The organism is Amycolatopsis sp. BJA-103 (assembly GCF_002849735.1).
Taxonomy (GTDB): Bacteria; Actinomycetota; Actinomycetes; order Mycobacteriales; family Pseudonocardiaceae; genus Amycolatopsis.
Window position 1 is genome coordinate 2,724,915 of sequence record NZ_CP017780.1, and the last position, 22,271, is coordinate 2,747,185.

The 22,271-nt window shown below is 70.4% G+C and carries 21 protein-coding genes; 9 read left to right on the plus strand and 12 right to left on the minus strand.

The genetic code is table 11. The features are described from left to right. Positions 1–51: 51 nt before the first annotated feature. The 4 genes from BKN51_RS11550 to BKN51_RS11565 are packed head-to-tail and all read right to left on the minus strand — an operon-like array spanning position 52 to position 4,428. Entirely contained in the window at positions 52–993 is a 942-nt protein-coding gene (locus tag BKN51_RS11550) for a TAXI family TRAP transporter solute-binding subunit (protein WP_101607635.1), read from the minus strand. After that, the gene (locus BKN51_RS11555; RefSeq protein WP_101607636.1) at positions 990–2,393 is read right to left on the minus strand and encodes a sensor histidine kinase; all 1,404 of its coding nucleotides are present in this window, start codon (positions 2,391–2,393) and stop codon (positions 990–992) included. Before BKN51_RS11555 ends, BKN51_RS11550 begins: the two co-directional genes overlap by 4 nt. A 3-nt stretch (positions 2,394–2,396) precedes the next feature. Next, entirely contained in the window at positions 2,397–3,065 is a 669-nt protein-coding gene (locus BKN51_RS11560; RefSeq protein WP_101607637.1) for a response regulator transcription factor, read from the minus strand. 10 nt (positions 3,066–3,075) lie between these two features. Beyond that, a complete protein-coding gene (locus BKN51_RS11565) occupies positions 3,076–4,428 on the minus strand; it encodes an MFS transporter (RefSeq protein ID WP_101607638.1) in 1,353 nt (450 codons plus the stop codon). Between the two features lie 191 nt (positions 4,429–4,619). On the opposite strand from BKN51_RS11565, the gene fabG reads away from it, so the two are divergent. Beyond that, entirely contained in the window at positions 4,620–5,324 is a 705-nt protein-coding gene (gene fabG / locus BKN51_RS11570; RefSeq protein ID WP_101607639.1) for a beta-ketoacyl-ACP reductase, read from the plus strand. A gap of 49 nt (positions 5,325–5,373) precedes the next feature. Then, positions 5,374–6,141 (plus strand): enoyl-ACP reductase FabI, encoded by a 768-nt coding sequence (gene fabI, locus BKN51_RS11575; protein ID WP_101607640.1) that lies wholly within the window; start codon positions 5,374–5,376, stop codon positions 6,139–6,141. A 67-nt stretch (positions 6,142–6,208) separates the two neighbouring features. Here fabI and BKN51_RS11580 read toward each other — a convergent pair whose 3' ends face one another. From BKN51_RS11580 to BKN51_RS11590, 3 genes are all read right to left on the minus strand, one after another. Beyond that, entirely contained in the window at positions 6,209–6,613 is a 405-nt protein-coding gene (locus BKN51_RS11580; RefSeq protein ID WP_101607641.1) for a nuclear transport factor 2 family protein, read from the minus strand. 9 nt (positions 6,614–6,622) lie between these two features. After that, positions 6,623–7,804 carry a Cmx/CmrA family chloramphenicol efflux MFS transporter gene (locus BKN51_RS11585; RefSeq protein WP_101607642.1) on the minus strand — a complete coding sequence of 394 codons (1,182 nt, stop codon included), beginning with the start codon at positions 7,802–7,804 and terminating at the stop codon, positions 6,623–6,625. A gap of 70 nt (positions 7,805–7,874) precedes the next feature. Next, on the minus strand, positions 7,875–8,459 hold the full coding sequence (locus BKN51_RS11590) for a TetR/AcrR family transcriptional regulator (RefSeq protein ID WP_101607643.1): 585 nt from the start codon (positions 8,457–8,459) through the stop codon (positions 7,875–7,877). An 85-nt stretch (positions 8,460–8,544) separates the two neighbouring features. On the opposite strand from BKN51_RS11590, the gene BKN51_RS11595 reads away from it, so the two are divergent. Next, complete coding sequence (locus tag BKN51_RS11595) at positions 8,545–9,591, plus strand: ferrochelatase (RefSeq protein WP_101607644.1); 1,047 nt, start codon at positions 8,545–8,547, stop codon at positions 9,589–9,591. 567 nt (positions 9,592–10,158) lie between these two features. Here BKN51_RS11595 and BKN51_RS11605 read toward each other — a convergent pair. Then, positions 10,159–10,746, minus strand: coding sequence for a TetR/AcrR family transcriptional regulator (locus BKN51_RS11605; protein ID WP_101607645.1), 588 nt, complete (start codon positions 10,744–10,746; stop codon positions 10,159–10,161). 87 nt (positions 10,747–10,833) lie between these two features. Between BKN51_RS11605 and BKN51_RS11610 the strand changes: the two genes are divergently transcribed. Then, on the plus strand, positions 10,834–11,730 hold the full coding sequence (locus tag BKN51_RS11610; protein ID WP_101607646.1) for an alpha/beta fold hydrolase: 897 nt from the start codon (positions 10,834–10,836) through the stop codon (positions 11,728–11,730). After that, positions 11,727–12,377 carry a VC0807 family protein gene (locus BKN51_RS11615; protein ID WP_101607647.1) on the plus strand — a complete coding sequence of 217 codons (651 nt, stop codon included), beginning with the start codon at positions 11,727–11,729 and terminating at the stop codon, positions 12,375–12,377. The genes BKN51_RS11610 and BKN51_RS11615 overlap by 4 nt, the downstream gene beginning before the upstream one ends. Here BKN51_RS11615 and BKN51_RS11620 read toward each other — a convergent pair. The 3 genes from BKN51_RS11620 to BKN51_RS11630 all read right to left on the minus strand — a co-directional run bounded on the left by BKN51_RS11620 (position 12,328) and on the right by BKN51_RS11630 (position 15,294). Beyond that, complete coding sequence (locus BKN51_RS11620) at positions 12,328–13,125, minus strand: hypothetical protein (protein ID WP_101607648.1); 798 nt, start codon at positions 13,123–13,125, stop codon at positions 12,328–12,330. The genes BKN51_RS11615 and BKN51_RS11620 overlap by 50 nt on opposite strands. A 317-nt stretch (positions 13,126–13,442) precedes the next feature. Continuing rightward, positions 13,443–14,087 (minus strand): response regulator transcription factor, encoded by a 645-nt coding sequence (locus BKN51_RS11625; RefSeq protein ID WP_101607649.1) that lies wholly within the window; start codon positions 14,085–14,087, stop codon positions 13,443–13,445. Beyond that, entirely contained in the window at positions 14,080–15,294 is a 1,215-nt protein-coding gene (locus tag BKN51_RS11630) for a sensor histidine kinase (protein WP_101607650.1), read from the minus strand. The genes BKN51_RS11625 and BKN51_RS11630 overlap by 8 nt, the downstream gene beginning before the upstream one ends. A gap of 176 nt (positions 15,295–15,470) precedes the next feature. Between BKN51_RS11630 and BKN51_RS11635 the strand changes: the two genes are divergently transcribed. Further along, positions 15,471–16,868, plus strand: a complete 1,398-nt coding sequence (locus BKN51_RS11635; RefSeq protein ID WP_101607651.1) for a sigma 54-interacting transcriptional regulator — start codon at positions 15,471–15,473, stop codon at positions 16,866–16,868. Further along, positions 16,865–18,823, plus strand: a complete 1,959-nt coding sequence (locus BKN51_RS11640) for a vWA domain-containing protein (protein WP_101607652.1) — start codon at positions 16,865–16,867, stop codon at positions 18,821–18,823. Before BKN51_RS11635 ends, BKN51_RS11640 begins: the two co-directional genes overlap by 4 nt. Before the next feature lies 1 nt (position 18,824). Here the strand turns inward: BKN51_RS11640 and BKN51_RS11645 are convergent, their stop codons facing one another. Next, a complete protein-coding gene (locus BKN51_RS11645) occupies positions 18,825–20,138 on the minus strand; it encodes a cytochrome P450 (RefSeq protein ID WP_101607653.1) in 1,314 nt (437 codons plus the stop codon). Between the two features lie 49 nt (positions 20,139–20,187). Here BKN51_RS11645 and BKN51_RS11650 point away from each other — a divergent pair, with 49 nt between their 5' ends. Together BKN51_RS11650 and mshC are read left to right on the plus strand one after the other, a co-directional pair. Beyond that, entirely contained in the window at positions 20,188–20,946 is a 759-nt protein-coding gene (locus tag BKN51_RS11650; protein ID WP_101607654.1) for a MerR family transcriptional regulator, read from the plus strand. An 80-nt stretch (positions 20,947–21,026) separates the two neighbouring features. After that, positions 21,027–22,265, plus strand: a complete 1,239-nt coding sequence (gene mshC, locus BKN51_RS11655) for a cysteine--1-D-myo-inosityl 2-amino-2-deoxy-alpha-D-glucopyranoside ligase (protein WP_101607655.1) — start codon at positions 21,027–21,029, stop codon at positions 22,263–22,265. Positions 22,266–22,271: the final 6 nt, after the last annotated feature.

Genomic DNA, 22,271 nt, shown 5'->3' on the forward strand with positions numbered 1-22,271 from the left:
CCATGGCAGCGCCACCGGGTGACGCGCATCCCTCTGGAGGTGGAGCCCTGATCACCCGTGCAGGGCACGGTAGGCCGACGCGGCACCAGGGTGCAGCGGCACCTTGCCGGTCCCGATCAGCGTCCGGACGTCGAGGAACTGGGTCCCGACGGCAGGTGCCGGGACGAGGTCGGCGGCGTGCGCGGCCAGCACCCGCGCGACGGCGGCCGCGACGTCGTCGGGCAGGGAAGGAGCCGCCAGGAGGAGGTTCGCGACGCCGATCGTCCGCAGTTCGCCGACTCCCTGATAGGCCTGTGCCGGGACGTGGACCAGGTCGTACACCGGGCCGTAGCCCGCGCGCAGAGCGGGAAGGTGCGCATCGAGCGGGAGAAGGGTGATCGGGGTGGTCCGGTTCAACTCGGTGAGCGCGGGCGTGGGGATCCCGCCGGACCAGAACAGCGCGTCGACCTCGTGCGCCACCAGTGCGTTGATCGCCTCCCCGAGCAGGAGGTTCTTCGCGTTCACCGGGACTTCGGCGCGGGCGAACAGCCGGGTGCTGAACACCGCGACCCCGGATCCGCTCGCGCCCATCGCGACCGGCCGCCCGGCCAGGTCGGCGAGTGAGCGCACGCCGCCGTCCGCGCGGACCACGAGCTGGTGGTAGTTCTCGTAGACGCGGCCGATGGCCGAGAACGCGATCGGGACGGAGAACGGCTCCGCCCCGGCGAAGGCGGATTCGGCGACGTCACCGAGGACGAGACCGAGGTCGGCCCGGCCGTCCCGCAGCCGTCGCAGGTTCTCGACGCTGGCCTCGGTCGCGACGGCCGTGGCGCGCAGCCGCGATTCCGCCCTGTTCAGCTGCTGGGCCAGCAGCTCCGCGAAGGCGAGATAGAAACCGCCGCTCTCGCCCGCCGCGATGACGACCTCTCGTTCCGGGCCCTGGTAGCCCGCCGTCGAGCAGCCCGCGAGCGTGGCGAGCCCGGCGAGGAGCGCGGTACGCCTGGTGACGGTCATGGCGTCTCCCCGGTGGCGAGGGGAAGTTCGACGCGGACTTCGAGCCCGTGCGGTTCCGCTGCCCGTAGCTCGAGTTTCCCGCCGCGGGCGAGCACGTGCTGGTTCGCGATCGCGAGCCCGAGCCCCGTTCCCCGCGGCGCTCCGTCGCCACCGGCACGCCAGAACCGCTCGGTCGCGCGTTCACGGTCCTCTGTGGACAGTCCAGGGCCGTTGTCGGACACGAAGACCGTGGCGGTCGTGTCGCCGGTCTCGTAGCCGGTGGTGATGGTCGCGCCCCGGCCCGCGTAGTGCACCGCGTTGTCCAGCAGGACATCCAGCACCTGGGCGAGATCGCCTTCCGTGCACCGCACCGGAACCGGCGTGTGGTGGCCCTCGGCGGCGGGGAGGCCGACTCCGGCGTCGTCGGCCGACGGACGCCACGCGTCGACCCGTTCGGCGAGCACGGAAGGGAGATCGCAGGGTTCGTCGTCGGCTTCGCCCGCGGCGAGCCTGGTCGCGGCGCTTTCGGCGAGCGCCAGCGCGAGCAGCCCGTCGAGCAGGGACTCCAGGCGTTCGACCTCGGCGACGGTCGCCCGGTAGGTCCGCTGGCCGTCGCCGTCGATCTGCGCGGCCAGTGAGTCCACGCGCAACCGCAAGGCCGCCATGGGATTCCGCAGCTGGTGCGACGCGTCCGCGACGAGCCGTCGCTGCTGTTCGGACGCTTCGACGACAGCGTCGGACATCCGGTTGAACGACGTCGCGAGCGAGCGCAGTTCCCTCGGCCCGGCTTTGTCGGGAACCTGCGCGCGGTGCCCGCCGGTCACCGCCCGCACGCCGGTCTCCAGTTCGTGCAGCGGCCGCACCATCCACCGCGCCAGCAGGACCGCGAGCAGCACGAACACCGCCGCGACCAGCACCGCGCCCGCGACGATCGCGGCCCAGCGGGTGGCGACGTCGGCCGCCGCCGTGGTCACCGACGCGCGCAGCACGACCACCCCGGCCACCCGGGTCCCGGTGCCGACCGGACGGGCGAAACAGACCGGATCCACCGACCACGGGCTCAGCTGTTCGGGGCCTTTCGCGGGCTGGTTGCGAAGCGCGGACTCGACGAGCGAGCGGACCACCGGCTCCGCGGCGGTCATCCCACCGGTTTCCACCAGCGGCATCCCGCGCGCGTCGACCACCACGACGGCTTCGCCGTATAACGACGAATACCGCGCGGCGTCGACCCCCAGCGCGGTCGGGTCGCCGGCGTCGACGGCCTGCTGGGCGAGGACGACGAACCGGTCGACGTCGGCGTTGCGGGCGATGACCAGCTGCTGGGTCCGCTGGGCGGCGGTCGAGCCGAACAGCGGGATCGCGAACGCGGCGACCACGGTCAGCGCGAGCGCGACGAGGACGACCAGCAGCCGGGCACGCACCGGTCAGTCCCGGCCGAAGCGGTAGCCGAAACCCCGGATCGTGGTCAGCAGCCCCGGCCGGTCGAGTTTCGCGCGCAGCTGGGTCAGGTGCACGTCGAGCGAGCGGGAGACGGCGAGGTACGCGTCGCCCCAGACCTCGTCCATCAGCTGTTGCCTGCTCACCGCGGTACCGGGCCGCGCGGCGAGCACCGCCAGGACGGCGAACTCCTTCGTGGTGAGCCCGATGTCGTTCCCGCCGACCAGCACCCGCCGTGCCGCGAGATCGATTTCGACGTCCTCGACGCGGACGACGTCGTCCTGCGGCGCGGACGAGACGGCGGCGCGGCGCACGACCGCGTCCATCCTCGCCAGCAGTTCGGCGAGGCGGACGGGTTTGGTCAGGTAGTCGTCGGCGCCGAGCCGCAGCCCGCGCACCACGGACCGCTCGTCCCCGCGCGCGGTGAGGACCAGCACCGGCACCAGCGACACCTGACGCACCTTCCTGAGGACGTCGAGCCCGTCCATGTCGGGCAGGCCGAGGTCCAGCAGGATCACGTCGGCTTCGCGGTGCCGGTGCAGCGCGTCGCAGCCCCGGATCGCGTGGGAGACGGTGTGGCCCCGCGTTTGCAGTGTCTCGGCGAGCGCGTCGGCGACACTGGTGTCGTCTTCGACGAGCAGCACCCGCACGGCCATACCCTTCCGCCTAGCCTTCTCGGCCGGAAACCAGCTCGGGCTCCGGCTTCTTCTCGAGCTCCGAGGTCTTCGAGGTTTCCCGCATTGTGCCGTAGACGATGAGCGACACCAGGACACAGCCCGCGACGTAGAAGAAGAACACCGATTCGTGGCCCGCCCCCTTCAACGCCTGCGCGATGAGCTCGGCGGTGCCACCGAAGATCGCCACCGTGAGCGCGTAGGGGAGGCCGACGCCGATGGCGCGGATCTTCGTCGGGAACAGCTCGGCCTTCACGATCGCGTTGATCGAGGTGTACCCGGTGACGATCACCAGGCCGGCGAGCATCAGCAGGAAGGCGAGCACCGGCTCTTTGGTCCCGCCCATCAGCGTCATGATCGGGACGGTCAGCAGCGTGCCCGCGATCCCGAAGAACATCAGCAGCGGACGGCGGCCGATGCGGTCGGAGAGCTTGCCCGCGAACGGCTGCAGGATCGCGGCGACGAGGATCGCGCAGAACAGGATCAGCGTGACCGTCCGGCGCGGGATGCCCGCGGTGTTCTCCATGAACTTCTGGCTGTAGGTGGCGAAGGTGTAGAAGGAGACCGTGCCGCCGAGGGTGAGGCCGACGACGAGGGCGATCTCCTTGGGGTACTTGATCAGCGCGCGCAGCGTGCCCTTGTCACCCGCGTCCTTGCCGGTGCCGGACGCCTTGGCCTCCTCGAAGCTGGCCGATTCGTCCATCCCGCGGCGCAGGAACATCACCACGACCGCGGCCAGCGCGCCGACGACGAACGCGATCCGCCAGCCCCACGAGGTCAGCTGCTGCTCGGTGAGGACGGCCTGCAGCAGCAGCTGGAGGCCGAGCGCCAGCAGTTGGCCGCCGTACAGCGTCACGTACTGGAAGCTGGAGTAGAACCCGCGTTTGCCGGGAGTGGCCACTTCGGACAGATAGGTCGCGGAGGTCGAATACTCACCGCCGACCGAGAGGCCCTGGATGAGCCGTGCGACCAGAAGCAGGATCGGCGCGGCGATGCCGATCGTGGCGTAGGTCGGGGTCAGCGCGATCATCAGCGACCCGGCCGCCATCAACGTGACGGAAAGCACGAGTGCGCTTCGTCGCCCGAACCGGTCGGCGAACCGGCCCAGCATCCACCCGCCGAGCGGCCGCATGAGGAATCCGACGGCGAACACCGCCGCGGTGCCGAGGAAGGCCGCCGTCGTGTCCTTGGTGGGGAAGAAGGACTTCGCGAAGTACGTGGTGAAGGCAGCGTAGGCGTACCAGTCGTACCACTCGACCAGGTTGCCGATCGAGCCGCGCAGCACGTTGCCGACGACTCGCCTCTCGCTTACGGGCGGCGACGTTTCACCGATCCGGGTTGTCATCTTTGACCTCCTGTGTTCCGGCTCACGGTGAACAATCCGTGACGACGGGGCAAGGTCCCGGCCCGGTTCCTAACATCCGCTTAGGACGGTCGCGGTTACCCGGAGGTAGGGGTGGCGCGGCTCCGGCCGGTCCCGGGTGAGCCGATAACCTCAGGGCGTCAGCGGGACGAAGACGAGGCGAGGAGAGCTCTGTGGGACGGTCGGTACTGGTCACCGGCGGCAACCGCGGCATCGGTTTGGCGATCGCGAAGGACCTCGCGGCGCAGGGACACCAGGTCGCGATCACGCACCGCGGTTCCGGCGCGCCCGAAGGCCTCTTCGGGGTGCAGGCCGACGTCACCGACGCCGAGCAGATCGACGCCGCCTTCAAGCTCGTCGAGGAGCACCAGGGTCCGGTCGAGGTCCTCGTCGCCAACGCGGGCATGACCGACGACACCCTGCTCATGCGCATGAGCGAGGAGCAGTTCACCCGCGTGGTGGACGCCAACCTCACCGGCGCGTACCGGGTCGCCAAGCGCGCCTCCCGTGGCATGCTGCGCGGGAAGTGGGGCCGCTACATCTTCATCTCGTCCGTCGTCGGCCTCACCGGGTCGGCAGGCCAGGTCAACTACGCCGCGAGCAAGGCCGGTCTCGTCGGTCTCGCCCGTTCGCTCGCGCGTGAGCTGGGCTCGCGCAACATCACCTCGAACGTCATCGCCCCCGGGTTCGTCGCCACGGACATGACCGACGAGCTCGGCGAGGACCGCAAGAAGGAGATCCTCGCCCAGATTCCCTCCGGCCGGTACGCCGAGCCGTCGGAGATCGCCGCCGCCGTCCGCTACCTCGCCTCCGAAGAGGCCGGTTACGTCAACGGCGCGGTGCTGCCGGTCGACGGCGGCCTCGGCATGGGCCACTGACGTCCCCCGTTTTCCCTTACCGACCGCATCATTCCGGACTGGAGGTCCCGTGCCAGGACTGCTCGAAGGCAAGCGCCTGCTGATCACCGGCGTCATCACCGACGCCTCGCTCGCGTTCCACGCGGCCAAGATCGCGCAGCAGGAGGGCGCGAAGGTCGTGCTCACCGGCTTCGGCAGGCTGTCGCTCGTCGAGCGCATCGCCAAGCGTCTCCCCGAGGAGGCGCCGGTGCTGGAGCTGGACGTCACCAACCAGGAGCACCTCGACTCGCTCGCCGACCGGGTCCGTGAGCACGTCGACGGGCTCGACGGCGTGCTGCACTCGATCGGGTTCGCCCCGCCGTCCTGCCTCGGCGCGCCGTTCCTGGACGCACCGAGTGAAGACGTGAAGGTGGCTGTCGACGTCTCGGCGTTCTCCTTCAAGTCCCTCGCGGTCGCGACCCTGCCGCTGCTTTCGCGTGGCTCGTCGATCGTCGGTATGGACTTCGATGCGCGCGTCGCGTGGCCCGCCTACAACTGGATGGGCGTGGCGAAGGCGGCGCTGGAGTCGGTCAACCGGTATCTGGCCCGTGACCTGGGCCCGCAGGGCATCCGGGTCAACCTGGTCAGCGCCGGCCCGATGAAGACCATGGCCGCGAAGTCGATCCCCGGGTTCGCCGACCTGGAGAACGGCTGGGGCGACCGCGCCCCGCTCGGCTGGGACAGCTCCGACCCGGACCCGACCGCGAAGTCGGTCTGCGCCCTGCTGTCGGACTGGCTGCCCGCGACCACCGGCTCGATGATCATGGTCGACGGCGGTCTGCACGCGACCGGTTTCTGAGGTCCTTATTCGCGCGTGAAGGCCCCCTTCCCTCGGCTGAACCGAGGGAAGGGGGCCTTCACGCGTTTCAGGGGAGGACGGCGTTCGCGACGTGCCAGGAGTCTTCGAGCAGCAGGTACTTGGTGATCGCGCCGTCGTCGTTCACCTCGAATTGGATGGTGAAGGCGGAGTCGATGACCTTGCCGGTGCTGCGGATGATCGAGCGCAGGCGGCCGATCGCGACCGCGTGCGGCCCGTCGACGAGGACGCGTTCGATGTCGAACCGGTCCTTGATGAGGCCCTTGTCGAGCAGGTCGTAGAACTCGCGGATCTCCGCCGGGTTCCGGCGCGGGCCGATCCACGGGACCAGCTCGGTCGCGCCGGGGATGTCCCACTCGACGGTGTCGGCGAAGAGGTCCGCCGCGCCATCGGTGTCCCCTGTGGACATCCGGCGGAAGAATTCGTCCAAAGTGGATCGTGTTCGGTCGGTCATGATTTCTCCTTACTGGGTAACGGGTTCGCGAAGCAGTCGGGTGTCGTCGGTGCGCTGGACACCGGCGGCGAAGGTGAGCGTGAGCACTGTGGCGACCCCGAGCCCGACGCTCACCCACGCGACGCTGGGATAGCCGAGTCCGGCGTCGATCGACTCGCCGCCGAGCCACGGGCCGACGGTGTTGCCGACGTTGAACGCGGCTGTCGTGCTCGCGCCGACGAGGGTGGGCGCGTTGCCCGCCACGGCGAAGGCACGGACGTTCAAAGCGGGGTTGACCCCGAAGCCCGCGACGCCGAAAAGGAAGACGGCGAAGATCGCGACCGGGGTCGCCGGGCCGGAGAGCGCGAGCAGGACCAGGGCGAGCAGGGCGAGGGCGAGGCCGCCGTAGAGGGTGGCGAAAGGCCTCGCGTCGGCGAGCCGCCCGCCGACGGTGATGCCGATCAGCGCGCCGAGCCCGAACAGGGAGAGCACTCCCGGCACCCAGCTTTCCGGCAGTCCGGCGACTTCGGTCAGCAGGGGAGCGAGGTAGCTGAAGGTCGCGAAGATCATCGCCTGGGCGAAGGCGATCACGCCGAGTGCCAGCCAGAACCGGCCGCCGCGGTACAGGCGGAGCTCGGTCGCGACGTCGGTTTTGTCGTCGCCGTTCTGGGTTTCCGGGACGAGGGCGAAGACGCCGATCAACGCGACGACGGTCAGCGCCGTGACCGCCCAGAACGCCGCCCGCCAGCCCGCGTGCTGGCCGAGGAAGGTCCCGGCGGGCACGCCGGCGATGTTCGCGATGGTGAGCCCTCCGACCAGGATGGCCAGCGCGCGGCCACGGCGTTCAACCGGAACCAGCGCGACCGCGGTGGCCGCCGCGACCGCCCAGAAACCGGCGCAGGCGACGGCGCTGACGACGCGGGTCGCGAAGAGCAGGGCGTATCCCGTGCCCAGCGCGCCGACGACGTGCGAGAGCCCGAAGACGACGAGCAGGGTCATCAGGGTGGCGCGCCTCGGCACCCTCAACGTCGCGATCGCCAGCAGGGGAGCGCCGACGACCATGCCGATCGCGAAGGCGGAGATGAGCAGCCCGGCCTCCGGGATGCCGACGTTCAGATCGGCCGCCATCCCCGGCAGCAGGCCGGTGATCATGAACTCGGACGTGCCGAGCGCGAACACGCTCAGTCCGAGTACGCAGACTGCCAAAGGCACGGGTCTTCCCTCCAGTTTTGTATTGATCAGTCCAAAATGTGGGCAGCGTTGCGCACGGGGCTTGTTTCGGTTACTTCGCGGCGATCGCGTCCAGTGCGATGCCCGTGACCGCTTCCATCGCCGTCCGGTCGGCGCCGCGCCGGGACATCAGCCGGAGTCCGGCCACGGTGCTGTGCGCGAACTCGGCGAGGTCTTCCGGCTTGCGGGAGCCGTCGACGGTCCCGTCGATCTGCCCTTCTCTGGCGCAGGCCGAGAGAAGGACGAGGTGTCGTTCGGTGTCGGCGTCGATCCGCGCTTTGATCTCGGGATCACGGTCACCGAACTCGGCCACGGTGTTGACCACGAGGCAGCCCCGGCCTTGGTGGGCGACTTCCTCGTCGATCGTGTACGAGAACAGCGACCGGAACCGCTCGACGCCGGTCATGGCGTCCTCCAGCAGTGCCGTCCTGGCCGCGATCCCGCGCTCCGCGTAGTGATCGAGCGCGCGCATGAACAGTTCGTGCTTGCTGCTGAAGGTGTTGTAGATGCTGCTGCGGCCCAGGCCGGTGGCTTCGCAGAGGGCCTGGGTCGACGTGCCCTCGTAGCCGCGAACCCAGAACGCGTCCATGGCGCGCCCGACCGCGGCGCGCTCGTCGAATTCCTTCGGCCTGGCCATGGGAACGACCGTACCAGGTTTTGGATCGCTCAGTTCAAAACGGGCCGAGTCAGCGTGCGGGGCGCCACAGCGGCAAGATGACAGGGTGGGTTATGACGCGCTGCTTTGGCTTTCGTTCGGTGGTCCCGAGGGGCCCGATGAAGTGATGCCGTTCCTGGAGAACGTCACGCGGGGCCGGGGGGTCCCGAGGGAACGGCTGCTCGAGGTCTCCGAGCACTATCAGCACTTCGGCGGGGTTTCGCCGATCAACCGCCTGAACCGGGACGCGATCTCCGCGGTGGAGAAACAGCTCGCCACGGCGGGGATCGACCTGCCCGTCCACTTCGGCAACCGCAACTGGCGGCCGATGGTCGAGGAGACGCTGGCGGAGATCACCAAAGCGGGCGCTCAGCGTGTCCTGGTGTTCCCCACGAGCGCGTACGGCGGCTACTCCGCCTGCCGTCAGTACGACGAGGACATCGAGCGCGCCCGCGCGTCGGTCGGCGACGGTGCGCCGGAACTGGTGAAGCTGCGGCAGTTCTTCGACCACCCGCTGTTCATCGCCGCTTTCGCCGACGCCGTTCGCGCCGCGCACGCGAAACTGGGGAACCTGCCCGGAACCAGGACGGTCTTCTGCGCCCACTCGGTGCCGGACTCGGCCGACGCCGCGGCCGGGCCGCCCTCGGAAGGCGGCCACCGCTACTCGCGCCAGATCGCCGAGGCCGCCCGTCTCGTCGCGGCCGAGGCGGGGATCGAGACCTACGACGTCGTCTGGCAGTCGCGCTCCGGCCCGCCGCAGGTGCCGTGGCTGGAGCCGGACATCGTCGACCACATCGACGCGTTGCACGCGGACGGCGTCACTTCGGTGGTGGTCTGCCCGGTGGGCTTCGTGTCCGACCACCTCGAAGTGATCTGGGACCTCGACAATGAGGCCGCCGAACGGGCCGCCGAACACGGCATGGGCTTCGCGCGGGCGGCGACTCCGGACACGGATCCGCGCTTCGCTGAGCTGGTCGTCGAGCTGGTCCGTGAGCACACGGAGGGGGTTCCGGCGCGGAAGTTGTCACCGTTCCCGGCCGCCGGGTGCACGGTGAACGGCGCGCCCTGCGCGGTGGGCTGCTGCGAGCCTGCGAAGCGCCCCGCACGTCCGTAGTCGGTCGCCCCTCGTGAGTGGTGAGGACGGTTCTGGTGGACCCGTATTTGCCTGCCCACTGGCTCCTGATGTCGTCTCGGTGAGCTTGTGCTGGAGTGTCCGGGCTTGATCAACGGAGGTTTGGGGACGTTGAGTGTCCCCGATCTTCCGTTGATCAAGTTTCGAGACCGGAACACTCCTCGACGATGAAGGATTTGGGACACTCAACGTCCTGATTCCTTCACGCTCGACCGTGCCGCCGCCGCCACGTCACCTTCGCCCTGGTCACGTGTGGGTAGGCAAACACCGGTCCGCTCTAACCGCCCGTACCACTCACGAGGCGATGCTCAAGGAACTGCCGGAGAACTCACCGCACTGGAGGGTGAGGCCGGGATTCGGCCCGCCGATCATGTCCTCCGCCCGTCCCTTGATCTCGTACCGGACTTTGCCCGCGAGTTCGCGCGGAGATTCCCCGTAGTCGGCCGCCGAGGTGGGGGACGGGTTCCGTACTGGCTTCGTCGTATCGCGGCCCGCATGCGCTGAGCAGGGCGATCGGCGCGGCGGCGAGGGCCGGTGCGGCGCGGCGGTTCATCGGGCTTTCCTTCGCGTGGCGGTGATCCGTGACAGGTGCAGGTCGATCAGGGCGATGGCCTCTTCGCCGGTCTGGTAGCCCAGCAACACCGCGTCTCCCAGTCCGGACACCAAGGCCAGGAGTGAGACGGCCTCGGCGCGCGGGTCCACAGTGGACACGAGGGCACCGTCGTCCCGTGCGGCTGAGAGCATGGCCGCCACCGCGTCGCGGAGCTGGCCGTGGCCGGTCCGGAAGTGACCGGCGATCTCCGGGTCCTTGAGCGCGCGCACCAGGAAGGCGTTGGCCACCAGCGCGCCGTTCCGGGCGGCGTCGTCGAGGGGGAGCAGTGCGACGAGCAGATCCCGGACGCCGGGTTCGCCGGCCGTGGCGATGCGCTCCTCGACTCCGCCTCGCAAGGTCGTCGCCGCGTAACGCAGCATGTCGTCCCTCGACGCGAAGTAGTGCTGGACGAACCCCTTCGAGATGCCGGCTTCGGCCGCGACCTCGTTCAGGCTGACCGCTTCGAGTCCCCGGTCGGCCGCGATGCGGCGGACGGCCGCGGCGATCTGCCGACGCCGTTCCTCGTGATCGACTCGTTTGGGCAACCCCGCCTCCTTTGCGGTCCGATCGGATTGCAAACTTGTCACCAACCGCTTTACAATCCGATCGTACCGTAACGAGGAGGGGTGCGAATGAAGGTGGGCGGTTTTTCCACGCCGGAGGCGCGAGCCGAGTACGAGGCCGTCTACGAACGAGGTCTGGCGGCTTTGCCCGCTCCGGCCGGGATCCACGACGTCCCGACGGCGTTCGGGGTGGCGCGGGTGTACCGGTTCGGGCGGCCGGGCGGCACGCCGATCGTGCTGCTGCCCGGACGCGCGGGTACCGCGGTGATGTGGGCACCCAATCTTGAGGCGCTGCTCCGGCACGGCGAGGTGTACGCCGTGGACCTCATCGGCGAACCCGGGCGCAGCGAACAGACGGTTCCCATCCGCGATGGCGCGGATCAGGCCGCCTGGCTCGGGACGGTGCTCGCGGAACTCGATCTGACGGCCGTGCACCTGATGGGGTACTCGTTCGGTGGCTGGCTCGCGGCCAACTTCGCCGCGCGAGCGCCGGGACGGCTGAAGTCGGTCACGCTCATCGATCCCGTACTGACGTTCGGCGGACTGACCGTGGGATTGGTCGTCCGTGCCACGCTTTCCGCGATCCCCGTCGTCGACCGATGGGCCCGCCCGTCGTTCCTCCGATGGATTTCCGGGGGTGCGGAGGTCGACGCCACGGATCCGGTCGCGCGGGTGATCGACGAGGGAATGCGGACCTACCGCATCGCCCTGCCGTTGCCCCGGTTGATCACCGACGATCAGCTGCGTTCGCTGCGTATGCCCGTGCTGGCCCTGGTGGCCGGGCGCAGCGTCATCCACCACCCGGCGCGTGCGGCCGCGCGCGCCCGGGACCTGCTGCCGCGGGGAGAGGTCGAACTATGGCCGTCGGCGACCCATGCCATCGCGGGGGAAGCGGCGGCGGAGGTCAATGCGCGTGTGCTGACTTTCCTGGCCGACTGCGAAGCCATCGGAAACGCGCCGTCGTGACCGCGCGGCGTGGCCGGAATCCGACGCTCGTGCTCCTGCTCTGGGATGTCGCGCTGCCCTTGGCCGCCTACTACGGGCTTCGGCTCGCCGGACAGAGCGAGCAGGTCTCGCTGCTGGCGGGGGCCGCGATTGCCGCTTTCCGGATCGTCTGGGTCGCTGTCCGGGACCGCTCGTTCGACGGCTTCGCCGCGTTGCTGGCCGGAGTCCTCGGCGTCGGGCTCGTCCTTTCGCTGTTCACCGGTGACGCGAGATTCTTGTTGCTGAAAGAGTCCTTCGGTACCGCGACCGCGGGGATCGTGCTGCTGGTGAGCTGTTTCAGCCGCACTCCGATGGTGCTCATCGCCGTGCGTGCCGGGTCGAGCGTGGCCAAACGCGCCGAGATCGACCGGCTCGCCGGCGAGGTGCCCGGCTTCCGTCGCGCGTTCACCCGGATGTCCGCGGTGTGGGGAGTGGCCCTGCTCGTGGAGGCCGTGGTGCGGGTGCCGCTGGTCTACACCTTGTCGGCCGACGTGATGAACGGGGTGAGCGTGGTCTTGCTCATCGCCGTCATCGGCGGGCTTTCGCTGTGGTCCGTCCGATATGCCGGGAAAGTGCTGGCTACGGGTGGCGGTCCGCCTGGTCCGCGAACACCCGCACCGCTTCGTTGATCGCCGCGTACCGGGCACCCCTGACGGCATCGGCCAGCGGCCGCAACGCCTCGGCCCGCCGCAGCGCCGCCGATGCCGATAGCGCGCCGCCCGGATCGTCGGACTCGGCGATCGCGAGGATCGCCGCGATCTCTTCCGCCCGCTGCAGTACCCGCAGCGACCGGCTGGGCATCCCGGCGGGCCAGGGCGCGTCGGTGGCCGACCGCAGCCGCGCCGAGAGTTCCGCACGGACACCCGGCCGGTCGCGGGCGACGTCGAGTGACTGCAGCGCGCCGGCGCTCGCGCGGATCGCGTCGGTCAGGCCGTGTTCCGACTCGCCGAGCGGCCGGTACTCGAGGACACCCGGCGTCGGCACCGAATAGACGGTCCACCGCATCAACCCCTCGGCGATCGCCTCGGGGACGAGCCCGTAGCCGAGATCCGGCAGGACGACGGCCTCGCCGGTCCGCAGCGCGGCCTCGGTGAACGGGCCGCCACCGCCGAGGCCGCGGACGTCGCCGGGCACCGGGAGGAGCAGGTGGAGGCTCTTCGCGCCCTGCGAGCGCAGGGCGAGGAGCAACTGGACCGGAGTCGCCGCGCGGTTGAACGCCAGTGGCAGGTCGAACGCCTCGGCGGCCGCGGCATCCGCGGCGACGACGTCGTGGGCTTCGCCCCAGACCTGAAGGGCGTCAAGGACGTCGTCGGAGGCGGCGGCTCCGTTCAGCCACGCCGAAGACCAGACCGCGAGGGTCGCACTAGGACGGCACACCGCGTTGATTTTAGTCGTGCTTTCTACGAAACCGGGAAATGGGCACGTTATCGAGGGGTGAAGCAGAGGTGTCGTGCACGGGCGCGGGCTTGGTGGCCTGCCATCGCGCCGGTCCGCCCGAGGGGGTCGTGAGTGGCGATTCGGCTTAGTGAGGGGTAAGGCAAAGGTGGCGTTGTGGCTGAACCCAAGGTGAGCGAGCGCGAGACTCGCGTGATCGGAGACGGATCTCGCGTGCTCGGACGGCGAACTCGTGTGATCGCCGCCCGATCACCCGTGAACGCCCATCCCGCCCGAACACGACACGGTCGCCCTTTTCTTCACGGACCCTTGGGTTTCAGCAGCCTCAGGTGGAAGGCCTCCGCCACCGCGGCGGCCCGGTCACCGACGCCCAGCTTTCCGTAGATGTTCAGCAAATGGGACTTCACGGTCGCTTCGGTGATGAACAACCCCGCGGCGGCCTCCCGGTTGGTGTTCCCGGCCGCCACCAGCCGCAGCACCTCCAGTTCCCGCTCGCTGAGCGGCCCCGGCGCGGGCGTGCGCATCCGGTCCATCAGCGTGGCCGCGACCGACGGCGCGAGCACGGCCTCGCCCCGGGCGGCCGCGCGGACGGCTCGGAGCAGTTCGTCACGGGGCGCGTCCTTGAGCAGGTAGCCCGTCGCACCGGCTTCGATGGCGGGCAGCACATGCGTGTCGGCGTCGTAGGTGGTCAGGACGAGTACTCGCGCCGGATTTCCCCTCTCGGCCAGCTCGCCGATCGCGGTGACGCCGTCCGTTCCCGGCATTCGCAGATCCATCAGGACGACGTCCGGGCGCAGGCTCTCGGCGAGCCGGACCGCTTCGGCGCCGTCGGTGGCTTCGCCGACGACCTCGAAGCCAGGATCGCGGGCGAACATGCTGCTCAGACCATCGCGGACGACGGGGTGATCGTCGGCGATGAGCAGCCGGATCGGTGTCTCAGGCATGGGTCTCTCCCAGCGGGACGCACGCCGAGATCCCGGTGCCCCCGCCCGGTTCCGACTCGATCCGCAGCGTTCCCGCGAGACTTTCGATCCGTTGCCGCATCGAGGTCAGGCCGAAGCCGGTCCCGGTGGTGTCGCCCCGGGGGCTCAGCGGATCGAACCCCCTGCCGTCGTCCCGGACGTCCACGGCCACCTCGCCTTCCAAGTACGACAGCGTCACGCCGGCGCGGGTCGCGCGGGCGTGGTTGGCGACGTTCGCCAGTGCCTCCTGCGCGGTCCGCAGCAACGCGACCTCGGTCTCGGGGGACAGCGGCACGGCTGTCCCGGTCGTGGTGACCCGCACCGCGACGCCGTGCAGCGCCGACCATCGTTCCGCGACGCCGTCCAGTGCCTCGCCGAGCCGCGACGTCCGCAGGGGTTCGGGCCGGAGCGCGTGCACCGAACGCCGGGCTTCGGTCAGGCTTTCCCTCGCCAGCGCCGTCGCCGCCGTGGTGCGCCGCCGCCAGGAGTCCGGATCGTGCTCGGCCGCCTGCAACTGCGTGATGATCCCGGTGAGACCTTGCGCCAGCGTGTCGTGGATTTCCCTGGCCATCCGTTCGCGCTCGCCGTGCACGGCGGTTTCGCGCGCACGGGCGAGCAGCTGCTCGTGTAGGGCGGCGTTCTCGGCCAGGCTCGCCTCCAGCCTCGAGTTGGCTTCGGCCAGCTCCCGCAAGGCCTCCTCCCGTTGCCGGTTCCGTTCGTCGCCGCGCCAGGCGAACCAGGCGAAGGCGCACATCGGCCCGATGTTGGCGGCGAGGACGGCGAGGTAGCTCAGCACCCCGGCGACCGTGGTCTTGTCCACGCCGTAGGCCTGCGCGGTCCCGGCGACCACCGCCGCCGCGGCGACGCCGGGTACCAGCCAGGGCCACGGCAGGAGCCGGAACGCGTACACGTACAGCACGGGCGTGAAGCAACCGAACCAGGGCGCTTCGACCACGAGGACCAGCGTGATCGCGGTCAGCACGCCGAGGAAGACGGCCGTCACCGGCAGGCTCGATCGCCACGACCGGGGTGCCACGAGCATGCCGAGCATCCAGCCGGCGGCGACCCCGCACAGGACGAGCTCCTTCACCAGGGGGCCGTCGGCCACGAACGTGAAAGCAGTGAGGATCGCCAAGAGTACGAACGACAGCACCGTCACCACCGGGCTTGCCTCCGGCTCGACGCTCATCCACCACCTCCCTCATCAGCGTGCGGCCCACCGGCGGGGCACGGGTCCAGTCTGCTGCGCGCCCGCCCGCTCCCACATCAACCGACCTCTTGAGGTTCCCTCAACCGTTCGGTTGATCCAGAGCTGGAGTTGCTTCACGTCGACAGGGGCCATGATCGCGACGTAGCGTCGAACGGGTGAACGATGTTCCCGCAACTCTGCCCCGGACCGCCGGGGACCTTCGCGCGGCCGGCCACCTGCCGCGTTCGATCAAACAAGAACTGCACGACAACCTTCTCGCCAAGCTCCGCGCCGGGGAAGACCCGTGGCCCGGGATCGTCGGGTTCTCGCGCACCGTGCTGCCCCAGCTGGAGCGCGCGCTGCTGGCCGGGCACGACGTCGTCCTCCTCGGTGAACGCGGCCAGGGCAAGACCCGGCTGCTGCGCACCCTCGCGGGACTCCTCGACGAGTGGACGCCCGTCATCGAGGGCGCCGAACTGGCCGAACACCCGCTCGACCCGATCACCCCGGCATCGCGCCGCCGTGCCGCCGAACTCGGCGACGCCCTGCCGGTGACCTGGCGCCACCGCGACGAGCGCTACACGGAGAAGCTGGCCACCCCGGACACTTCGGTCGGTGACCTGATCGGCGACGTCGACCCGGTGAAGGTCGCCGAGGGCCGCAGCCTCGGCGACCCCGAGACCATCCACTTCGGACTCGTCCCGCGCGCCCACCGCGGCATCGTGGCGATCAACGAGCTGCCCGACCTCGCCGAGCGCATCCAGGTCGCGCTGCTGAACGTGATGGAGGAACGCGACATCCAGGTCCGCGGGTACACCCTGCGCCTGCCGCTGGACGTGCTGCTGGTGTCGACGGCCAACCCGGAGGACTACACCAACCGCGGCCGCATCATCACCCCGCTCAAGGACCGGTTCGGCACGGAGATCCGGACGCACTACCCGCTCGAAGTCGAGTCCGAGATCGCGGTCGTGCGGCAGGAGGCGCATCTGGTCGCCGAGGTCGGCGAGCCGCTGCTGGAGGTGCTCGCCCGGTTCGTGCGGAACCTGCGCGAATCGCCCGCCATCGACCAGCGGTCCGGTGTCTCGGCCCGGTTCGCCGTCGCGGCGGCGGAAACCGTGGGCGCGGCGGCGCTGCGCCGGTCCGCGCTCACCGGTGAGGAGCCCGCCGTGGCGCGTCCGGTCGACCTCGACGCGGTGCCCGCCGTGCTGCGCGGCAAGCTCGAGTTCGAGCCGGGGGAGGAGGGACGCGAGACCGAGCACCTCGTGCACCTGCTGCGCCGGGCGGTCGCGGAGACGGCCCGCGCGCGGTTCGCCGGACTGGATCTCGTGCCGCTGGCCGACGCCGTCGAGAACGGGCATCTGGTGGCCACCGGGGAACGCGTGCCCGGCAAGGATGTCCTAGCCGCCTTGCCCGAACTGCCGGTGCTCCACGACGTCGCCGCGCGGGCGGGCGTCGGCCCGGACGAACCGGCGGGCCGGATCGCGGCCGCGGTCGAACTGGCGCTGGAATCCCTGTTCCTGTCGAGGAAACTCGCCAAGGATTCGGACGACACGACGACCGTCTACGGCCGATGAGCACCGTCCCGGAGGGGTATTCGTACGGGCCGTGGCACGACGGCCCGGATCCGCTGGCGCCGCCCGCCGACCTGCGGGACGCGCTCGACGAGATCGGCCGGGACGTCATGGCGGGCGCCTCGCCCCGGTCCGCGCTGGAAGAACTGTTGCGGCGCGGCACCCCGCGCACCGCCGGTTTGGACGAGCTGACCAGGCGGCTCTGGCAGCGGCGGTCGGAGATCCAGCGGCGGCACCGGCTGGACGGCACGCTCCAGGAGGTCCAGCGGCTGCTGGACGAGGCGCTGGAGGCCGAGCGCCGCGAGCTGTTCCCCGACCCGGACGACGACGCCCGTTTCCGCGAGGCGCAGCTGGACGTGCTTCCGCCGGGAACGGCGGCGGCCGTCCGCGAACTCGGCCAGTACGACTGGCGCTCTCAGCAGGGCCGGGAGAACTACGGGAAGATCCGCGACCTGCTCGGGCGTGAGCTGCTGGATTCCCGCTTCGAGGGGATGAAGGAAGCACTCCAGAACGCCGGGCCGGAGGACGTCGAGCGCGCCAACCGGATGCTCGCCGACCTCAACGGCCTGCTGGCCGCGCACGCGCAGGGTCGTGAGGACGTCCCCGATCGGTTCGCGGAGTTCATGCGCGAGCACGGCGAGTTCTTCCCGGAGAACCCGAAGAACGTCGAGGAACTGATCGACGTCCTCGCCGCTCGCGCCGCGGCCGCGCAGCGGATGCTCAACTCGATGACGCCGGAGCAGCGCGCCGAACTGGCCGAGTTGTCACAGCAGGCGTTCGGCGATCCCCGGCTCGCGCAGCAGCTGTCCACTTTGGATTCCCAGCTGAAGGCGCTGCGGCCCGGCGAGGACTGGACGTCGTCGGAACGCTTCCGGGGCAACGATCCACTCGGTCTCGGCGAGGGCGCCCGGGCGATGTCCGACCTCGCCGAACTGGACGCGCTGGCCGAACAGCTCGGCCAGTCCTACCCCGGCGCGAGGCTCGAGGACATCGATGTCGACGCCCTCGAACGTCAGCTCGGACCGGACGCCGGTGTCGACGCGCGGCGGCTGTCCGAACTGGAACGCGAACTGCGGCGGCAAGGTCTCTTCGAACGCGCGCCCGACGGCACGCTCCGGCTGTCTCCCAAGGCTTTGCGACGGCTGGGGGAGACGGCGCTCGCCGACGTCGTGGCCGCGTTGCGCGGCAAGGCGGGTCAGCGGGAGACCGAATCGGCGGGCGCGGCGGGCGAGCCGACCGGTGCGACCAGGCCGTGGCGGTTCGGGGACATGCAGCCGTGGGACGTCTCCAGGACGGTCCGCAACGCGGTACTGCGCTCGGTCTCGGTGGGCGAACGGTCCGTCCGGATGGACGTCTCCGACGTCGAGGTGATCGAGACCGAGCACCGGTCGCGCGCGGCGGTCGCGCTGCTCGTGGACACCTCGTGGTCGATGGTGCAGGAGGGCCGCTGGCTGCCGATGAAGCGGACGGCGCTCGCGCTGCACCAGCTGATCAGCACCCGGTTCCGTAACGACGCGCTCCAGCTGATCACCTTCGGCCGCTATGCCACGTCGGTCGAACTGGCCGAGCTGGTCGGCCTGGAAGGCGCCTGGGAGCAGGGCACCAACGCCCATCACGCCCTGTTGCTCGCCGGACGGCATCTGCGGCGGCATCCCGACGCGCAGCCGGTGGTCCTGATGGTCACCGACGGCGAGCCGACGGCGCACCTGGAACCCGACGGAACGGCGGAATTCGACTACCCGCCCCAGCCGAGGACACTGCTCAAGACACTGTCCGAAGTGGACCGGATGGCGAAACTGGGCGCGTCGGTCACCGTGTTCCGGCTGGGGGACGATCCGCGGCTGACGGAGTTCGTCGACCTCATCGCGCGCCGCTCCGGCGGCCGGGTCGTCGCTCCCGACCTCGACGGGCTCGGCGCCGCGGTGGTCGGCGACTACCTGCGGACCAGGAAGCGGTAGCTCAGCGGCCGGTCACCTTGATCCTGGCGCCCCGCGCCGGTTCCAGGGTGATCGGCCGCGACCGGGTCCGTTCCGGGCGCGCGTGTTCCGGGGCGACGGTGAACCGGCCGAACAGCTCCCGCAGCACGATCGTGGCCTCCATCAGGGAGAACCCCGCGCCGAGACACCGTCGCGCACCGCCGCCGAACGGCAGCCAGCTACCGGCGGGCGGCGAACCCTCGAGGAATCGCTGCGGCCGGAAGACCTTCGCGTCGGGATGGTGCTCGTCCTCGCCGTGGACGACGATGATCGACGGCATGACGTCGAACCCCGCCGGGATCCGGTAGCCGCCGATCTCGACGTCCTCGGTCAGCCGCCTGACGACCTCGCCGACCACCGGGCGCAGCCGCATCGCCTCCTTGATCACTGCTTCGAGCGCTTTCTCGTCGCCGTCGTCCGCCGCGCGCGTGGTGAACGCGGCCTGCGCGGGGTCGCGGGAAAGCTCGTGCAGTGCCCAGGCGAGCGCGGTCGCGGTGGTCTCGTGGCCCGCGAGCAGCAGGGTGACCAGCTGATCGCGGAGTTCCACATCGGTCAGTTCGTCCCCGTCGCCGGGCACGGTGATGAGGCGGGACAGAACGTCCGTGCGCTGGTCGAGGTCGGTGGCCCGGCGTCGCTCGGAGATCTCGGCGTAGAGCAGCTCGTCGACCCGCGCCTGGCGTTCGGCGTAGGTGCGCCAGGGGCGGTAGCGCTGCAGGCGAGGGGTCTGCCAGCCGATCAGGTGGATCAGCCCGAGTTCGACCAGATGCCCGATCAGCCGTCGCAGTTCGTCGAGCCGTGGTCCTTCGGCGACGCCGAACACCACCCGCAGGATGATCTCCAGGGTCAGCGCACGCATCCGGTCGTGCGCGCCGAACGCCCGGTTCTCCGGCCAGCGGTCGAGTTCGGCCCTGGTCAGCTCGGTGATCATGTCGCGGTAGCCGCGCAGGGCAGCGCCGTTGAACGCGGGCATCAGCAGCTTCCGCGCGCGCAGGTGCAGGTCCTCGTCGGTGACCAGGACGGAGTGCTCGCCCATCAGCGGCTTCAGGACGATGTTGCCCTCGCCCCCGTGGAAGGTGGTGACCGATCCGGAGAACACGGTCTTGATGTCCTCGAGATCGGTGAGTATGACGATGTCGCGATGCGGCATGAACCTCATCCGGACGACGGACCCGTAGCGGCGCTTGAGCAGCGGGAGCACCTGATGCCGGAGATTGCCGACGACGAGCGTCTGGACGAGGCCGGGCAGCCGGGGCCCGGGCGGAAGTGCGGCCGGCACGGTGGTTCCAGCTGTCCCCATCCTTCGTTTCTACGCGCGGTCCGGATTGGCGTCCACCTACGCTGGGCCGATGGGGTATCCGGTGGGGAAGGTCGCGGCGCTGTCGGGCATCACCGTGCGCACGCTGCACCACTACGACGAGATCGGCCTGCTGTCACCGAGCGGGCGGACGGCCGCGGGCTACCGCAGCTACAGCGAAGACGACCTCGACCGCTTGCAGCGGGTCCTGTTCTACCGCGAACTCGGGTTCGGGCTGGAAACGATCGCGAAGGTCATCGAGGACCCGGACGTGGACGCGCTGGAGCACCTGCGGCGTCAGCGCGTGCTGCTCGTGGAGCGGATCGGTGAGCTGACCCGGATGGTCGACTCCGTCGACCGGGTGATCGAGGCCAAGCAGGTCGGCGCCGCGCTGACGCCGGAGGAGCGGTTCGAGGTCTTCGGCGAGTACCGCGAACCGGAGGGTTACGCGGAGGAGGCCGTCCGCCGGTGGGGCGAGACCCCGCAGTGGCGGGCGGCGGCCAGGCCACTGTCCAAGGAGGAGTGGATCGAGGCGGAGAAAGTCCGGCAGGACTGGGTGGGCCGTCTGCTCGACGTCGTCGACTCAGGCGCGCCTGCGGACAGTGCCGCGGCGATGGATCTCGCCGAGGAGCACCGCCTGTTGCTGGCCGCGTTCATGGGCGAGTGCGGTCACGCACTGCACCGCGAGATCGCCGGGATGTACGCGACCGACCCGGTCCAGCTCGGCTTCCTGGTGCGTGAGCCGGACCAGCGGCCGGGGCTGGGGGAGTACATCCGGGACGCGGTCGACGCCAACGCGGGCCGGTCCTGAACGGGCGAGTTCGGTTACTCCGGCCGTGTCCGGCTCCCACCGGACGGGAACGGCGCGGCGGCTCCGCTTACAGTCGGGGTATGCAGACTTGGTCATCGGTCGACGTGCCCCGTATCCCCGGCACCCCCCGTCCGCTGCGGCTCCACGACACCGCGACGGGGCAGATCCGCCCCACGGCGCCCGGGTCCACCGCCCGGATGTACGTCTGCGGCATCACGCCGTACGACGCCACCCATCTGGGGCACGCCGCCACGTATCTGACATTCGACCTGGTGAACCGCCTGTGGCGCGACGCCGGGCACGACGTCCACTACGTGCAGAACGTCACGGACATCGACGAGCCCCTGCTGGAGCGGGCCGAGCGCGACAAGGACGACTGGGTCGTCCTCGGCATGCGCGAGACGGCGTTGTTCCGCGAGGACATGACCGCGCTGCGGGTGCTGCCGCCGCGGCAGTTCGTCGGCGCCGTGGAGAGCATCCCGGAGATCGTCGAGGTCATCGCCAAGCTGCTGGCGAACGGCAGCGCGTACCGCGCCGACGACGCGGACTACCCGGACATCTACTTCGACCACAACGCGACCGGGCATTTCGGGTCCGAGTCGAACTACGACGCCGAGACCATGGCGAAGTTCTTCGCCGAACGCGGCGGCGACCCGGACCGGCCCGGCAAGCAGCACCCGCTCGACGCGCTGCTGTGGCGGATGGCGCGGCCCGGCGAGCCGTCGTGGGAGTCCGAACTGGGCGCGGGGCGGCCGGGCTGGCACATCGAGTGCAGTGCGATCGCGGTCAACCGGCTCGGTCTCGGCTTCGACGTCCAGGGCGGCGGCTCGGACCTGATCTTCCCGCACCACGAGTACAGCGCCGCGCACGCGGAGGCCGTCGCGGGGGACCGGCCGTTCGCGCGGCACTACGTGCATGCCGGGATGATCGGCCTCGACGGCGAGAAGATGTCGAAGTCGCGCGGGAACCTCGTGTTCGTCTCCCGGCTGCGTGCCGACAAGGTAGACCCGGGCATCATCCGGCTCGCGTTGTTCGCCGGCCACTACCGCGAGGACCGGCCGTGGACCGCGCAGTTGCACGCGGACGCCGCCGACCGCCTCGGGCGCTGGCGCGATGCCGTCTCGCTCGGCACCGGCCCGGCCGCCGAGGACACCGTCGCTCGCCTGCGTGACCACCTCACCGACGACCTGGACACGCCGAAGGCGCTCGCGGCCGTCGACGCCTGGGTGGAGCAGGCGCTGAACCGTTCGGGTACCGACCCGGCGGCGCCCGGGCTGATCCGAAACGCCGTCGACGCGCTGCTCGGCATCGAGCTCTGAGAAACG

Coding starts and splice junctions, on each gene's coding strand:
- BKN51_RS11550 (WP_101607635.1), bottom strand. CDS start 993: ATGACCGTCACCAGGCGTACCGCGCTCCTCGCCGGGCTCGCCACGCTC.
- BKN51_RS11560 (WP_101607637.1), bottom strand. CDS start 3,065: ATGGCCGTGCGGGTGCTGCTCGTCGAAGACGACACCAGTGTCGCCGAC.
- BKN51_RS11565 (WP_101607638.1), bottom strand. CDS start 4,428: ATGACAACCCGGATCGGTGAAACGTCGCCGCCCGTAAGCGAGAGGCGA.
- BKN51_RS11580 (WP_101607641.1), bottom strand. CDS start 6,613: ATGACCGACCGAACACGATCCACTTTGGACGAATTCTTCCGCCGGATG.
- BKN51_RS11590 (WP_101607643.1), bottom strand. CDS start 8,459: ATGGCCAGGCCGAAGGAATTCGACGAGCGCGCCGCGGTCGGGCGCGCC.
- BKN51_RS11610 (WP_101607646.1), top strand. CDS start 10,834: ATGAAGGTGGGCGGTTTTTCCACGCCGGAGGCGCGAGCCGAGTACGAG.
- BKN51_RS11625 (WP_101607649.1), bottom strand. CDS start 14,087: ATGCCTGAGACACCGATCCGGCTGCTCATCGCCGACGATCACCCCGTC.
- BKN51_RS11630 (WP_101607650.1), bottom strand. CDS start 15,294: ATGAGCGTCGAGCCGGAGGCAAGCCCGGTGGTGACGGTGCTGTCGTTC.
- BKN51_RS11640 (WP_101607652.1), top strand. CDS start 16,865: ATGAGCACCGTCCCGGAGGGGTATTCGTACGGGCCGTGGCACGACGGC.
- BKN51_RS11645 (WP_101607653.1), bottom strand. CDS start 20,138: ATGGGGACAGCTGGAACCACCGTGCCGGCCGCACTTCCGCCCGGGCCC.
- BKN51_RS11650 (WP_101607654.1), top strand. CDS start 20,188: ATGGGGTATCCGGTGGGGAAGGTCGCGGCGCTGTCGGGCATCACCGTG.
- mshC (WP_101607655.1), top strand. CDS start 21,027: ATGCAGACTTGGTCATCGGTCGACGTGCCCCGTATCCCCGGCACCCCC.